The organism is Bifidobacterium apousia (genome assembly GCF_007559275.1).
Lineage (GTDB): Bacteria > Actinomycetota > Actinomycetes > Actinomycetales > Bifidobacteriaceae > Bombiscardovia > Bombiscardovia apousia.
On record NZ_VMHK01000003.1, the window covers coordinates 166,572 to 180,899 of the forward strand.

Sequence of the window (14,328 nt, forward strand, 5' to 3'; positions counted from 1 at the left end):
GCCATGGTCGCTACCATCCATGGGTCGCCGGAGGCGGCCCCTGCTTCCCTGCCGGAGTGCCGGGTCGATGCCCTGAGTCCCTTCCGAGGGCACCCCAGCCCTGTCCCCCAGGCCCTGGAGGCCGTCCACGCCGGCTTCCCCTCAGTGGCCCAGGACTACTTCAGCGGCGACTTCAGCTTCGACCAGAACGTCATCGTCCACCCCGACTCCACCTTCATCATCCATGTGGCCGGCGATTCCATGACCGGAGCCGGCATCTTCGACGGGGACCTGTTGGTGGTCGACCGGTCACTGGAGCCACGCGAGGGGGACATCGTCATCGCCATCCTGGACGACGAGCTGCTGGTCAAGCGGCTGGCCAGACGCAAGGGACGGACCATGCTGCGGGCCGAGAACCCCGACTACCCCGACTTCCTGCCCCAGGAGGGCGAGGAACTAGTCATCTGGGGGGTGGTCATCGGCAACTACCACTGGCAGCGGGTGGACACCAAGGGCGAATCCCGGAGCGGCTCTCCCCTGCCCCAGGTCACCTATCCCGGACATACCCCGCACGGACGCAGGCGCACGGGAAGCCAGGGCCGGAAACCCGCCTATCCTTCCACGGGCTGGGGGTCGGCATGAGCGCGCAGAGACCGGCCCAGCCGGCACCCGGGACCGCTCTGACAGGCCGGGTGGTCCTGGCTGATGCCAACTCTTTCTTTGCCTCATGTGAGGCCGTCTTCGACCCCTCCCTGGCTGATCGCCCGGTGGTTGTGCTGTCCAACAACGACGGCTGCGTGGTGGCCCGCAACCGCCCGGCCAAGGCCCTGGGCATCACCAACGGCACACCCTGGTTCACCATTCGCGACCGGGCCCTGCAGGACGGGGTGGTGGCCCGCAGCTCCAACTATGAGCTCTATGCCAGCCTCTCAAGGCGCATGATGGCCATCATGGCCCATTTCCTGCCCAACCAGGAGATCTACTCCATCGACGAGTGCTTCATGGACAGCATCTGGAACGACAAGCGCACCGTCGAGATCTGCCGGGAGCTGCGCGCCGCGGTCCTGCGATGCACCGGCATTCCCGTCAGCGTGGGTGTGGCGCCTACCAAGACCCTGGCCAAGGTGGCCAACCACTGGGCCAAGGACCATCCCTCGACCGAGGGGATCACCCTCTGGAGCCAGGTGGAGTCCCAGTATGGCGACAAGGCTCTGGCATCAGTGCCCATCGACCAGGTCTGGGGAGTGGGCCGACGGCTGACCGGCAGGCTCATGGGCATGGGCATCACCACCGCCCTGGATCTGCGCGATGCCGATCCCTCCCTGATCCGGCATCGGTTCTCCGTCATGCTGCAGCGCACCGTCCTGGAGTTGAGGGGACGACCCTGCATCGAGCCCGAGGCGGATGCCGCCAGGGGCGTGCGCACCGATCAGATTCTGTGCTCGCGCATGTTCTCCCACCCCATTGAGGGCTACGCCACCCTGGCCCAGGCGCTGAGCATCTACGCCCAGAAGGCCTGCCGCCGTCTGCGTCGACAGCACGGCCTGTGCGGCAGGGTGCGGGTCTTCTGCTCCACCAGCCCCTATGCGCCCCAGCAGTTCTGCTCAGCTGGCCGGACCGTCGTCCTGGAGGATCCCAGCGACGACCCGCTGGTCATCGCCGGCGCAGCCAGCCGGGCGCTCAAGGGCCGAGTGGATCCCCACGCCCGCTGGATCCGGGCCGGGGTGGTTCTGCTGGACCTGACCGATGCCGACCACTTCCACACCTTGGAAGGACTGGACGCAGCCCGGGACACCCATGGTCTGGGGGACGTCCTGGAGGACGCCACCCGTCGTTTCGGCCCCTTCCGCGTGGGCGTAGGCTACGGAGGCATCCGCGGCCAGGGCCGGGGCGACGAGGATACGGGGGCCGACTGGGCCATGAACCGGGGCATGCTCTCCCCCAGGGCCACCACTCGCTGGGACGAGATGGCCGTGGCCCAGGCCCGCTAGCGGTCCTCATGGCCTGGAGGAACGGCCGCCAGAGCCAGGGCAGCCAGCGGCAGGGCGCCCACCGTCTCCAGGGCTCGAGCGCACTGGCGGATGGTGGATCCCGTGGTGATGATGTCGTCCACCACCAAGACAGGATGACCGGCCAGCCGTGAGGGATCCGCAACCGCAATCCGGCCTGCCAGCCGATGCGAGCGGTTCCGACGGCCGCCCGCCTGAACAGACTTGGTTCTCACGGAGTTCATGATCAGAGCCGATTCCACCTGGGCAGCCAGACCATGCCGCTGCAGGGCCTGGGCCAGGGACAGGAGGATCGGCTGCAGATGAACCCTCCCCCGCCTTCGCAGAGAGGCGAGGGAGGAGGGGGCGGGAACCACCAGAATGGCCCTGGCAGGCTTGGGCCGGAGCAGAGGATCGATCAGCCTGGACAGGGCTGGAGCCAGATCGGCCATGACCTGGCCCAGCGGCCTGTCCAAGGGCCGGTTGTCATGATCCTTCCAGGACAGAATGATCCGCCTGACAGCTCCGCGATATGGAGCGCAGGCCAGGGCCAGACCTGTGGCATAGGCGGGGGCGGGCCTCGACAGGGGCCGGAAGAGCAAGGATCTGCAACTGGGGCAGAGCAGAAGGTCAGGGCGGTCACAGCCGGCGCAGGCTCGAGGAGCCACCAGGTCCAGGGCCGAGTCCGCCATGGCTGAGGCGACAGCACAAGCAGCCTGACGGAGTCGATCAAATGCCAATGAAGGGTTGCGCATACCGCCCAGCCAACCCCAATACGCAGAGGATAGGCAAGCAGATCAGGGCCATGTGCATGAACATGCTGTCTGTTCACAGAATAGACTGCGGACAGGTTCAGACCAGATCGGCCTCCATGGCCTGAATCAGGTCCAGGGCATCGGCCGGATCGTGCACACGCAGAGCCATGGCCCCCGCCAGGGCCGCCGGATAATCGTTGCCGTCAGGATCCATCCGGTCGCCCACGAAAGCGATATCGCCGACATTCACACCCAGTATCCTGGCCAGGGAGGTCACGGCGTAGGCCTTGTCAATGCCCTTGGCCGAGATGTCCACGCTAGTGGAGCCGCCTGAACGCACCTGCAGGTTGGGCAGATCGGCGGCCACGGCCCGGGCCAGGGCATCCTTGCGGCTGTTGTCCGGATCCCAGGCCTCCTTGGCTTCTACGGGGGCCTGCTGACCCAGGGCGGAGAAGGTTATCTGGCTGCCGCGATCCTCGATGCGCGGCCCCCAGACCTGCTCCTCCCAGTCGCCCAGCTGCTTGGCCCTGCGCTCCAGGCTGGCCTCGGCGGCCTGCCGGTCCTGGGCGCTCAGGTCGTGGGCGTAGACGCAATCCCAGCTTCCATCCTGCCAGCGGTAGTAGCGGGTGCCGCTGGTGGGCATCAGATGCAGTTGGCCGAAACGGGTATCGTCAGGCAGGGCATCCAGCACCTGGTCGCGGAACTGGCTGAACCGCCCGCCAGAGACGATGGCTACGGGCCGAAGCCGGGTCAGGGCGGCGAAATGGACGGCCATGGTCTGATCCATGCGGGTCTTGGACAGCGCCAGGGTATTGTCCAGATCGAAGGCCAAGACCCGTGCCCGTGCGCAGATGGACCCTATGTCTTGGCTGCCCCACCAGGCCACGCTCACCGCACCGTCCTCCGCCATGATTGCTCCCATCCGCTTGTCGATCATCGCTCCATGCTACAAGACACCCTGAATCGAAACTGTCACTGAGCTGAGGGGCTAAGGTGAGTGTCATGATCAACGATCAGCCGCCTTGGTCCCGCAGCGTCTATCGGGACAGTCATGGCCGGGGGATTCGTCGTCCCACCTTCGGCACCCGCCTGCCCCGCTATCGCACCAGGTGCGGGATCTTCGACGATCTGACCGCGGCCCAGATCCGGCGGCTGGGCGCCGGCTGGCCCCAACTGGTCAAGCCTGTTCAATTCGCGGTCGAGGACGTGCCGCCCTCCGACCCCACCCCTTGGGAGGACAGGGCTGACCTCTTCTCACGCAGTTTCCCGGCAGGTCGCGGCATCCCCGCCAGAATCGTCCTCTACCGGCTGCCCATCCAGAGCAAGACCCGAGACCGCACCGAGCTGGAGCTGATGATCCGCGACGAACTGGTCCTGCAACTGGCAGACCTTTACGGGCGCGACCCCGAAGAAATCGACCCCATGTGGGGACGCTGACAGCGGACGTTCAGGGCAGGGCAGTGAAGTCGGGGCCGGAGCGGATCAGCGTGGTGGCAGGCATGAGCCCGTCAGGAGCCATGACGGCCAGACCGGCCAGGCCAGCCTGGTTGACCGCGTCCACGCTCAGGCGAGCATTCCAGATCAGTCGGGAGGAACCATGCCCGGAATCCTCGTTCAGCCGCACAGCGGCCACCTGGTCGCCCAGATCGCGGGCTGAAAGCTCATGGGCCCGACCCGGCTCAACAGTCAGTGAGCGCTCATCCAATTTTTTGCCCTTCTCATCGAACCCGACCAGTTCGGCCTTGATCGGCTCCGTCGATGGGTTGACCAGGGTCAGCGCAGCCTGGGCAGGCTGGGATATGGTCAGGGCCGAGGAGGCGGCAGCAGTACCCGCAGGAATGAGCGCCAGGTCGGACTGCGACTGATCCTGGCTGCCCTGGCCGGTCACCTGCAGGACCGCGCGGACAGGCTGGTCGGCATGCACCTGCAGAGCCAGCTTGCCATCAGGCACGCCGCCCAAGTCCACCGCAGTGGCCCTGGAACCCTGCAAATCCACCCGCCGCAAGGATTCCCGACCATCTTCATCCATCCAGGACAACTCCACCGCAGTGGCCTTGGAACCTTGCAGAAGCAGGGTGGCCTGGTCTGCCCCGCGCAGGCCGGGAATAACCAGATCACGGCCGGGTGCCGGCAGGGCTGTGACCTGATCTGACCCGCGTGGATCGAGTCCAGCCATGACATTGACCGAGACCGACATGGCCACTGGCGCCTGGGAGCTGCGAGCCCGGACATAGATGGCCTGCTGTCCGGGAGCCGCCGCAGACAGGTCATATGAGGCATGGCCGCCAGGCGCTACAGTCATGGTGTTCCCGGTCTCCAAGGACAGGTTGCCGGAGGAATGCGAACCCTGGATCTCAAGACTGATCACCGTAGCCTTGGATGACGGGTTGTAGGCCACCAGCCGCTGTGTGGACCCTCGGCCGGTGGCGGGCAACAGGAAGTCGGCATCCATGACGGCCCGAGGGCAGGCCGACGCCTGAATCCCTCGCAGATCGCCCTTGGTGGCCCACGAGACCATGCCGACAGCCGCCCCCGTGCCCGGCTGGGACTTGAGCATCCGGGAATCGAAGGCCGTGGCCGAGGCGCCTGGATCGAGCGATGCAGCCATGGTCTTCTGCCCGTCCAAGAGATCGGGATCAGCCATCACGGTGCGTCGCCCGCCGCCAAGCGGGGTCAGGCTGGCACTGCCGATGGCTCCAAAGGCGGCGGCTGTGACACGGGCGCTCAGATCGCCCTCCGAGGCCTTGAACTGGTCATCGCCGACTTTGTCCTCATCCGCTACCGTCATGCGAGCCGGGCAGTAGGACGCTGCCTCACGTTGGCTGACCCGGGTGGCAACGACTGCCGAGCCCTGGGCCCCGTCGGCCAAGGAGGCCGGAGGCGTCCATACCGTCAGAACAGCAATCAAAACCGCCACCAGAGGCGCCGTGACCAGAGCAGCCACCAGGGATCCCTTGCTTCGTGCACTCATAGTTGCTCCCCTCCAAAGTAGCCAGGACGCGGCAGAGCCACCAGGCAGTATCCCAGCAGGACCAAGCCCAGGGTCCAGAGCCAGACCCTCCTCCAGGTGCTGGCCGCCGCCTGACGGGCCCCGGCCATGTTGACCCCCACATCCCTGCCGGATTGCGAGCTCAACCGGAAATAGGTTCCCTGGGCACTGGTCGCCACCTGCTGGGCGCCATCGCTGGCGGTGATGTTGGATACCAGGTCATCGTTGGGCGTGGATCCCATGCCGCCTGCACCAGAATGGTCGGCAGGCACATAGATTCCTCCGAAGCCCAGGCCGGATACAGCCGCTACAGCCTTGGAGTCGGCATTGGCCATCAGAGCCGCCGCCGAACGCGAGAGGACATCCTGACCGGCCATCTTCCCGCCGTTCACCATCTGGGCGCGCAGGGCAGGCGAGGCATCGATCAGCTCGCCTCGTGAGGTGTGCAGACCCGTGTAGGCCACGCGGCCGTGTGAGGGCGAGGTCAGCACCAGCACCCGGTGGGACGGATCCTTGTTCAGATAGTCCACCGCCACTGCCGGAAGCTGCCGGTCATCAGCGGACAGGGGTCCTCCGACTGGCGCCGCCAGACCAGCCGCTGCCACGCCTGCCGTGACCAGGGTCAGGATCAAACCCAGCAGGAGCCTGAAAATCCGTCCTCCGCCATCAGCCGCAGCTGCAGAGGTTGAAGAGGACTGCGCAGGAGGCAGGGGCGGACGATCACCATCGCCGTCTGGATCCTGATCGTGCCCGGGAGCAAGAGGCGAGAAGGGACGGACGGCCCGGCCAGCCAGGAGGCCCAGACAAGCCAGCAGTCCCATGAGTGCAAGCATCACGCCGGGCAGGACCGAACCGGCCACTGGACCGGTCTCGTCCAAGCCGGTGCAGACCGCCTGGGAGATCAGCGCCAGAATCAGGCCCAGCAGAACGGTAATCCAAAGAATCCTGGCAGTCTTGAGCGCCCGAGGCACAACCAAGGCGATAAAGGCCAGCAGGGCCACCACCAGCAGAGCGCAGGCCAGGGTGGTCGGGCGCCAGAGCTCAGGTCGCCACCTGAGGGGCCATTGGGCCGAAACGTCCAGGTCCAGCAGGCGGGCCAGCAGTTGCCCCAGGCTCCCGGTTCCGGGCTGACCGGTCAGGCCCGTCGAGGGGATCATAAGATCTGCGAAAAGCTGTCTCCAAAGCCCTTGATGAGCATGGTGCAAGGAATTGACCAGGGTGGGCGCCAGGGCCAGCGCCGAGGGCAGCGGCACCAGGAGCAGCATGACCCGATGGGAGGGCACCAGGCAGATCGCCATAATGAAGAGCGGAATCATGGCCAGCATGAGCTGAGGTTCGGCAGCCAGGACCGGCAGGAAGCAGATAGAGGCCAGAGCCGCCTGCTGCACCGAAGCCTTGGGATGCACGGGAGCCTCGGTCTGATACAGCCCCACAGCCTTGAAAACAAAAGCGAAGGCGGCAGGCATGAAGGCCATGACCGTCAGCATGGGCAGCTGCAGGCCATCCACTATGCCCAAGGCGAATGCCAGACAAGCCCAGAGCAACCCCAGCAGGACGCGGATGGGATTGGACCTGGTGACCACGCCGGCCAGAGCCCAGAAAGACAGAGCGGCCAGCCCCGTCTCCGCCAGGAGCATCAGAGCCATGGCTTGGGATACATGACCTCCGGTCAGCAGCGCGAAGGGCAGGAGCACCAGGAGGAAGGGGGCAGGAACTGCGGGCTGTCCCACGCCTCCGGCCATGGACCAGGAGGTGGTGGCCGCCGTCAGCAGCCGGGACCAATCGGCTCCTGAGGAGGGCAGGGAGGGCGCGTGGATGGCCCCTCCCGAGAAGACGGCGCGGCAGAGGGGCCAATGGGTGACCACCAAGGCCGCCAGAACCGCCAGGGTCATCCCTGAAGCCCAGGCCAGGCGACGCAGAAACTGCTGACGCAGATGAGCCAGGGCCAGGTGGCTGAGCATGGGATGCTCCCGCTGATCATGAAAGGCCTGCCTGCGCTGCCGCCACTGCCGGATCTGCTGGCTGTTGGCCTGAAGAATGTCCAACCGGCGGGGGCTGCCATGGCAGGCGGAGGTCAGACGGCGGCGCATGGTCAGCAGCGCTGCAGGCCGAGCCAGGATCCGCCAGGGCGCGCACAGACGGCAGAGGGCCCTGTAGGGCCGCTTGCCCATAAGATCAACCGCCATGAACCACACTGCCGCCAGAACTCGCCAGAGCCAGACCAGCAGCCACCAGGGCAGGGCAAAATCGGTCAGCAGGTAGCGTTCCCGAGCCAGTATGGGCCCCATGGAGGCATCCAAAGGGTGGTCGGGCTGCACCGCCCGCCCGTTCCGATCACGCAACCCGCTCATACGGGCGCAGGCATGGGCCATCCGGGCGCTGGGCACGATTACCACCCGTCCCCCTGACAGGCAGATACGGCGGCAGAGATCGTCGGCCTGACCGAAAGTGCCAGCCCAGGCGCCTGGTCCGCCCAAGTCCTTCATGGTCTGCATGGGCACCAGGGCGCCGGCCAGGCTCACCGCGAAGACATCCTGACGCGCGTCATACTGCTGCTGGTCGGGTTCGCTGTCCACCACCAGGCTCACCGTTCGGTGATGGTAGGCATACCGACCCACGTCACGCAGCCCCTCGCCCTGCCAGTCATACTGCTTGGCACCCAGCAGGGAGGCGGTGGGATTGCTGTGCCAGGTGTCCACCAGCTCGTCCAGGCAGTGAGTATCCAGAGGACGGCAGTCGTCGTGCAGAAGCCAAAGAGCGCGGATCCGACCAGGCAGGCGGGCATAGCCAAGCGCCTTGTCCAAGGCATCGCCGAAGGAGGAGGCACCGCGCGCGCGAACCACCTGCACTTCCACCCGCGCGGGCCCATCCACCGGAAACTGCGCATAGAGAGGCTCTGCAGTAGACCCCGAACAGTCCGCGATGACCAGGACCCGCGGCAAGAGGCTCTGCCGCAAGAGGGCACGCAGGGTGTCCTGCAGGTAGGTCAGATCATGCTCGACCGTGATCACCGCCGCCACGGCATCCTCCACATGAGGACTGGCGGCGGGCGAACATTCGTTCATGACTGCAGAGAGGACCTGCCGGACATCCTGGGCTTGAGGCGCGACGAAACTCATGCGTTCCAGTCTACGCAAACCAGGTCACCGAATGCCTCGCTCGGGCATCTGCGGCGATTCAGACTTGATGCTGCGCGCGCATCCTCTTCTTGTAACGGCGGCGCTCCCGTTCACTCATGCCACCCCAGATGCCGAAGCGCTCGTCGTGCTCGACGGCCCAGTCCAGGCACTGCTTGCGGACGGTGCAGTCGGCGCAGACCCTCTTGGCCTCCTGGGTGGAGCCTCCCTTGCCCGGGAAGAATGCTTCCGGGTCGGTCTGCGCGCAGAGCGCCTCGCTTCGCCAGGATGGTCCGACGTTGACTTCGAACCACTGCATCAGCGGCGTCAACCTGTTTTTAGTTGTACTGCTATACCGAGTGTCAACAAATCCACTCATAGCGACCCCCCAGTCCCTAGTGTGTTTACACACTTTTATTACAGCTGCTGCAGGGGTCTTCTGTCAACCCCTAAATATCTGCGAGCGCAACTGAGCAACACATGGAGGGAGCCGTATCGCCCGAAGAGGAGCTGCGGATGGGGGTCAGACTATACTATGACTGGTTCAAGCACGCTTCACCGCCATCCCGGTTCTTCCCGCCGGAATGAGCCCTACAGCGACAGCCGATGAGGAAGGCATACCATTGACGTCCCCAACCAGAAAGATGGGTCTGCCCAACATCAAGGCGGGCAGGAACGGCAAGCCCCAGCACAGTGATGGGTTTCGCAGCAGCCACCGTCTGCGCACGGGCATCTGCCTGGCCCTTACCTTCGTTCTCTGCTTCGTGGCCTCGACAGTGGCGGCCTTCTGGACCGACATCAACGGTCACATGCACGTGCTCGAGCCCGTCAGCCTGACTCAAGCCCACAAGGCCCCGGAAGACATCTACAAGGGCAAAACCCTGAACGTCCTGGTGCTGGGCCAGGACACCCGGGACGGCGAGGGCAATGCCGAGGTGGGCGGCAGCGGTGACGGCCTGGAAGAGAACCACCAGTCGGACACGGCCATGGTGGTCCAGATCGCCGCCGACCGCTCCTATGTGAATGTGGTCTCCATCCCCAGGGACTCCATCGTGAACGCCCCGGCCTGCACCACCAGCAAGGGGGAGACCATCCCGGCCCGCCGCCAGGTCATGTTCAACTCCATCTTCGCCGAGGGCTACAACCAGGGCGGCGATGCGAATTCGGCCGCCAGCTGCTCCATGGCGGCGGTCCGCTCCCTGACCGGCCTGGACATTCAGCAGTTTGTGGTGGCTGACTTCAACGGCCTCAAGTCCATCATCGACGCCCTGGGCGGGGTCGACGTGTGCATCCCCAAGGACACCTGGGACGGCTACACCGGCATCAACCTGAAGCGCGGCCTGCAGCATCTGGACGGAACCCAGGCCACCGAGTACGCTCGCATGCGCCACGGAACCGGCGCCGACGGGTCGGATATCATGCGCACCACCCGCCAGCAGTACCTGATCAAGAGCTTGGTCAACGAGGCCAAGACCGTCAACATCTATTCCGATCTGCCCAAGGCCTACCGTCTGGCCACCACCTCCATGTCCACCCTGCAGCTGAGCGAGGGGCTGGGCAGCTTCCAGACCCTGCTGGGCCTGGGCAATTCGCTCAAGCACATAGACACCACGCATATCTACGCCCGAACCATACCTGTCGAAGAATGGTCCCAGGACAGCAACCGGGTGGTGTGGACGGACGAGGCCGAAACCATCTGGCATCTGCTGCGCGAGGGCAAGCCTTTGACCCAGGCCAATGAGGCTGCAGAGTCAGCTTCCTCATCAGGCAACCAGGCCGGCAATGGTCAGGATGCCCAGAACGCCCAAAACTCACAGAGTGCCGCTCAGACGGCTGGCAACGGCTCTGACACAGGGGACGGCACCCAATCCCCATCTGCATCCGCCGCCGCTGCTCCCAAACCCGATCCACGCACTGGACTTATCACCATGCCCGACAAGACCCTGGTCGATCCGAACACGGGCGGGACCGTCGATCCGGACGACGGAACCATCAAGGATGCAAATACCGGACAGTACATCGGCATGGCGGACCGCTACCTGTTTGCTACGGTCTGTGCGGTTCCGGCGCAGAGATAGCCGATTAAGCCCCTCTGGGTCGTTCAGGCATGCTATTGCTTACCTAGTCGGCCATAGCTACGGAGGTTAAGGGTATGCGGACTGGATCAGACCAAGGCGGACAAGGGCAGGAGCCTCCTAGCTTCATGCCTTCCGGGCATCACCGTCCCTCGGCCGACCCCCAAACCCCGGGTACCGGGGCTAGACACAGCCGCAGCCAGACGCCTCCCAGCTTCTCCCCCTCTGCCGGGGCCGGACATCAGAAAGCCCGACGCACCAGCGGCTCCTCGAAAACCACACCCAGACCAGCGGCTGCAGCTGCACCTGTTGAATACCACCGGAACAAGGGCCATAACCGCGACATGCGGAACGGCACGGCTCTCGTCCGCAGACATCCCTTGCGCAGGTTCGTGGCCATTCTGTTGCTGGTCCTGCTGCTGGCACTGGCTGTACTGGCAGGTGGGGGATGGTTCTGGATCAATGGCAAGCTCACCCGCGACAGAATGCTGACCGATGCCCCTGGCTCAGAAGCCACCACCTGGCTCCTGCTGGGATCGGACCAGCGCGACGGATCGCCGGGGGCAGGACAGGACACCAGCATCACCGGCTTCCGCACCGACACCATCCTGGTGCTGACCAAGCCCCGGCACGGGGCCGCCTCCTTGATTTCAGTCCCCCGGGATTCCCTGGTCAAGCAGGATGGGGAGTACATGAAGATCAACGCCGTGGCCTACACATCGGGCTACCGGGCCCTGACCGGCCAGATCGAGGACATCACCGGTCATAAGGTCGATCATGTGGCCCTGATCCGTTTCGGAGGCCTCAGCAAGGTAGTCGACGCCCTGGGCGGCGTCAGGCTTTGCTATGACGCAGACGTCAACGACCCCAACTCAGGCATGGTATGGTCCCGCGGCTGCCATCAGGCTGACGGTGGCATGGCCCTGGCCTTCACCCGCATGCGCTACTCGGATCCCAAGGGAGACTTTGGGCGTGCCGAACGCCAGCGTCAGGCCATCTCGGCCATCAGCGCCAAGGCCCTGCAGCCCTCTGTCATGCTCAACCCGTCCAGGGCCGGCAAGGTCCTTTCGTCAGGGCTGGATGCCCTGGTGGTGGATGAGCGGGCCAACCCCATAGACCTTATGCACATGGTCCTGGCCTTCCGCAGCGCCAGCAGCAGCAATGGGGTCACCGGAAGCGTCTACTGGACAGATCCCGACTACTACCCGGGCGGGGGCATCGGTTCCACCGTCCTGCTGGATCAAGCCCGCAACACCGACCTGTTCAACCAACTGGCCCAGGGCAGTCATGCCGCTGGAACGGTCGGCGGCATGTAGCGCCCGCTTTGCGCCCATCGCCAATCCCTTCCACATTTGACCACACGGCAGGTCCGCTCTAGCGCTCCTGCGTCGGGCGTCTCATGCTGAAGGCATGATCAAGGCCAATTCATCAGCACCTGTATTCCCCAAGTCCGCAGCTGGGCCGACAGTCCCGAGCAATGCTGCAGGCGGCAATCGGCACGCCGCCGGCACCAAAGAGGGGAAGGCCAAAAGGGGAAGCGCCCAGGTCATGCTCACCCTGGTTGCACAGACGGCTCCGGCCCTGGCCCAGGCGGGCATGATCTGGTACGTAGTCTGCCAGGGCCGCTGGATCTTGCTCCTCCTCCTGCTGCCCAGCCTGACAGGCACCCTGGCCATGGTGCTTCTGAGCCTGCTGCGAATGCATCGCCGGTCATCGTCCGCTCCGCCGGCAGGCGCTCAATCGGCATACGGCACAGTATCGGATCGTGCATCCCTCTCGACAACTACAGAGAACGAGACCTTGCAGGACCTGGCTAAACTGGCCTCTGACCCCGGCCCTCAGCTCGAGTCCCGGCTCTTGGAATCAGGGCCTTCGGGATCGCAAGGTCCGCCCTGGCAGGGCATCGTCCACGCATGGCTTGCCGCATCAGGAACGTCGGCACCGGCAGTCATCGGCATCCGGCCAGATCTTGGTCCGCTGGTCATCGATCTGCCCCGCGACGGACCCCACGCCTTGGTGGCAGGCACCACCGGTTCGGGCAAATCGGTCTTCCTGCAGACCTGGTGTCTGGCCCTGGCCGCCAGCCAGCCGCCAGACCGGCTCAATCTGGTCCTGCTGGACTTCAAGGGTGGCGCCGGCTTCGGCCTCTTGGCCCGACTGCCGCACACCGTGGGCTGCGTGACCAATTTGGACCTGGAACGGGCCGTACGCGCGCTGAACGGCCTTCAGCGGGAGTTGGAGCGCCGCCAGCGCCTAGTCGCCAGAGCGGGGGTTGAGGACACTGCACGTATGGCCGATCCACCAGCGCGCCTGGTGGTGGTGATTGACGAGTTCCAGGCCCTGCGCCAACTTCTGCCTGACTACCTGGATAGGCTGACCTCGCTGGCCTCTCAGGGCAGATCCCTGGGCATGAACCTGGTGGCCTGCACCCAGCAGACCATGGGGCAGGTCAGCGCCCAGATGCGTGCCAACATGAACTTGGGCATCTGTCTGCGAGTGCGGGACCCCCTGCAGTCCAGGGAGCTGCTGGGCTCCTCCTGTGCTACGGCGATCGACCCTGCCTGTCCAGGTCTGGGCTTCCTGGAGCAGGGCCGGGGCTTGCAAGCCTTCCGCACCTGCCCAGCAGCTGACCCGCAGGCCCTGGTGGGCCAGATCATCAAGGCCAGTCGCTTTTGCGGCAGCCGACCGCCGGCACCGCTCTTCTCCCCTCCCCTGCCAGAGCATGATCCGGCCTGCGGACAGGTCCTCTGGCAGTCGGGACAGCCCCAGGTACCTCTGGGACATATGGACGACGGGGTTCTGCTCCATCTCTATCGCCTGCCGCTCAAGGGTCATACGGCCCTGATCGGGCCTCGAGGACGGGGCAAGAGCACCCTGCTGGCCCTGCTGGCTCGTTCCCTGCTCACCCTGATGAAGCCAGGAGCCCGACCAGAGCCGGGCTTCGACCTGCGCATCACGCGTCGAACAGGTCACGGCTACAGCAGTCGGGAATTTCCCGGCACAGTGCCGTCACCGCCTCATGGCCGTCAGGACGGCAGCCGTGCATTGATCTGGATTCTTGACGACGCCCAGGATCTGCTGGATCCGCTTTGTCAGGATCCTCTGGCCCCTCTTCTGCAGGAGGCTCTGGGACAGGAGGCCGCCACGGTGATCCTGGCTGTGGATACGGCCAGCGCCCTGCGCAGACCCGAGCGTTTCAGCCGCCGTCTGGTGTTCCCCTGCGGCGAACGGGGGGCCGATCTGGCTGCTGGCATCCCCGCTGATCAGCTGGCCACCCTCCCCACCCGGCCCAGTGCCATTCCCGGACGGTGTCTGGTCCTGGAGGCGGGTCTCGCCATTCCGCTACAGGTGTTCTCTTTAGCCGTAAAACAAACGAACCCTTGAAAAAAGTCACCCATCGTGCTTATCTTGCATAGGGTAGTGATA

At 65.2% G+C, this 14,328-nt stretch carries 11 protein-coding genes; 6 read left to right on the plus strand and 5 right to left on the minus strand.

Features of this window, described 5'->3' with window-relative positions:
* Nucleotides 1-3 precede the first annotated feature (3 nt).
* Entirely contained in the window at nucleotides 4-621 is a 618-nt protein-coding gene (locus tag FPK30_RS05730; protein WP_144085689.1) for a LexA family protein, read from the plus strand.
* Nucleotides 618-1,970: a Y-family DNA polymerase gene (locus tag FPK30_RS05735; protein WP_144085690.1), complete on the plus strand. Its 1,353-nt coding sequence runs from the start codon at nucleotides 618-620 to the stop codon at nucleotides 1,968-1,970. Before FPK30_RS05730 ends, FPK30_RS05735 begins: the two co-directional genes overlap by 4 nt.
* Here the strand turns inward: FPK30_RS05735 and FPK30_RS05740 are convergent.
* Together FPK30_RS05740 and FPK30_RS05745 are read right to left on the minus strand one after the other, a co-directional pair.
* On the minus strand, nucleotides 1,967-2,659 hold the full coding sequence (locus tag FPK30_RS05740) for a ComF family protein (RefSeq protein WP_186279407.1): 693 nt from the start codon (nucleotides 2,657-2,659) through the stop codon (nucleotides 1,967-1,969). The two genes, FPK30_RS05735 and FPK30_RS05740, sit on opposite strands and share 4 nt — an antisense overlap.
* A 160-nt stretch (nucleotides 2,660-2,819) precedes the next feature.
* Nucleotides 2,820-3,659: an HAD-IIB family hydrolase gene (locus FPK30_RS05745; protein ID WP_415873702.1), complete on the minus strand. Its 840-nt coding sequence runs from the start codon at nucleotides 3,657-3,659 to the stop codon at nucleotides 2,820-2,822.
* A gap of 65 nt (nucleotides 3,660-3,724) precedes the next feature.
* On the opposite strand from FPK30_RS05745, the gene FPK30_RS05750 reads away from it, so the two are divergent.
* The gene (locus FPK30_RS05750; RefSeq protein ID WP_144085692.1) at nucleotides 3,725-4,159 is read left to right on the plus strand and encodes a metallopeptidase family protein; all 435 of its coding nucleotides are present in this window, start codon (nucleotides 3,725-3,727) and stop codon (nucleotides 4,157-4,159) included.
* A gap of 10 nt (nucleotides 4,160-4,169) precedes the next feature.
* Here the strand turns inward: FPK30_RS05750 and FPK30_RS05755 are convergent, their stop codons facing one another.
* From FPK30_RS05755 to FPK30_RS05765, 3 genes are read right to left on the minus strand one after another with little or no spacing between them, the layout of a single operon-like run.
* Nucleotides 4,170-5,693, minus strand: a complete 1,524-nt coding sequence (locus FPK30_RS05755) for a DUF5719 family protein (RefSeq protein WP_144085693.1) — start codon at nucleotides 5,691-5,693, stop codon at nucleotides 4,170-4,172.
* The gene (locus FPK30_RS05760; RefSeq protein WP_144085694.1) at nucleotides 5,690-8,830 is read right to left on the minus strand and encodes a glycosyltransferase; all 3,141 of its coding nucleotides are present in this window, start codon (nucleotides 8,828-8,830) and stop codon (nucleotides 5,690-5,692) included. The genes FPK30_RS05755 and FPK30_RS05760 overlap by 4 nt, the downstream gene beginning before the upstream one ends.
* A gap of 58 nt (nucleotides 8,831-8,888) precedes the next feature.
* Complete coding sequence (locus tag FPK30_RS05765) at nucleotides 8,889-9,146, minus strand: WhiB family transcriptional regulator (RefSeq protein WP_144085695.1); 258 nt, start codon at nucleotides 9,144-9,146, stop codon at nucleotides 8,889-8,891.
* A gap of 325 nt (nucleotides 9,147-9,471) precedes the next feature.
* On the opposite strand from FPK30_RS05765, the gene FPK30_RS05770 reads away from it, so the two are divergent.
* The 3 genes from FPK30_RS05770 to FPK30_RS05780 all read left to right on the plus strand — a co-directional run bounded on the left by FPK30_RS05770 (nucleotide 9,472) and on the right by FPK30_RS05780 (nucleotide 14,286).
* Nucleotides 9,472-10,905 (plus strand): LCP family protein, encoded by a 1,434-nt coding sequence (locus FPK30_RS05770; RefSeq protein ID WP_260804457.1) that lies wholly within the window; start codon nucleotides 9,472-9,474, stop codon nucleotides 10,903-10,905.
* 74 nt (nucleotides 10,906-10,979) lie between these two features.
* A complete protein-coding gene (locus FPK30_RS05775) occupies nucleotides 10,980-12,218 on the plus strand; it encodes an LCP family protein (protein WP_232345817.1) in 1,239 nt (412 codons plus the stop codon).
* A gap of 94 nt (nucleotides 12,219-12,312) precedes the next feature.
* Nucleotides 12,313-14,286 (plus strand): FtsK/SpoIIIE domain-containing protein, encoded by a 1,974-nt coding sequence (locus tag FPK30_RS05780; protein ID WP_144085698.1) that lies wholly within the window; start codon nucleotides 12,313-12,315, stop codon nucleotides 14,284-14,286.
* The last annotated feature ends 42 nt before the right edge of the window (nucleotides 14,287-14,328 follow it).

What these genes read in the sequence shown, in the direction of transcription:
- FPK30_RS05730 (WP_144085689.1), top strand. Translation starts at nt 4, where the DNA reads ATGGTCGCTACCATCCATGGGTCGCCGGAGGCGGCCCCTGCTTCCCTG.
- FPK30_RS05735 (WP_144085690.1), top strand. Translation starts at nt 618, where the DNA reads ATGAGCGCGCAGAGACCGGCCCAGCCGGCACCCGGGACCGCTCTGACA.
- FPK30_RS05740 (WP_186279407.1), bottom strand. Translation starts at nt 2,659, where the DNA reads ATGGCGGACTCGGCCCTGGACCTGGTGGCTCCTCGAGCCTGCGCCGGC.
- FPK30_RS05745 (WP_415873702.1), bottom strand. Translation starts at nt 3,659, where the DNA reads ATGATCGACAAGCGGATGGGAGCAATCATGGCGGAGGACGGTGCGGTG.
- FPK30_RS05750 (WP_144085692.1), top strand. Translation starts at nt 3,725, where the DNA reads ATGATCAACGATCAGCCGCCTTGGTCCCGCAGCGTCTATCGGGACAGT.
- FPK30_RS05755 (WP_144085693.1), bottom strand. Translation starts at nt 5,693, where the DNA reads ATGAGTGCACGAAGCAAGGGATCCCTGGTGGCTGCTCTGGTCACGGCG.
- FPK30_RS05760 (WP_144085694.1), bottom strand. Translation starts at nt 8,830, where the DNA reads ATGAGTTTCGTCGCGCCTCAAGCCCAGGATGTCCGGCAGGTCCTCTCT.
- FPK30_RS05765 (WP_144085695.1), bottom strand. Translation starts at nt 9,146, where the DNA reads ATGCAGTGGTTCGAAGTCAACGTCGGACCATCCTGGCGAAGCGAGGCG.
- FPK30_RS05770 (WP_260804457.1), top strand. Translation starts at nt 9,472, where the DNA reads ATGGGTCTGCCCAACATCAAGGCGGGCAGGAACGGCAAGCCCCAGCAC.
- FPK30_RS05775 (WP_232345817.1), top strand. Translation starts at nt 10,980, where the DNA reads ATGCGGACTGGATCAGACCAAGGCGGACAAGGGCAGGAGCCTCCTAGC.
- FPK30_RS05780 (WP_144085698.1), top strand. Translation starts at nt 12,313, where the DNA reads ATGATCAAGGCCAATTCATCAGCACCTGTATTCCCCAAGTCCGCAGCT.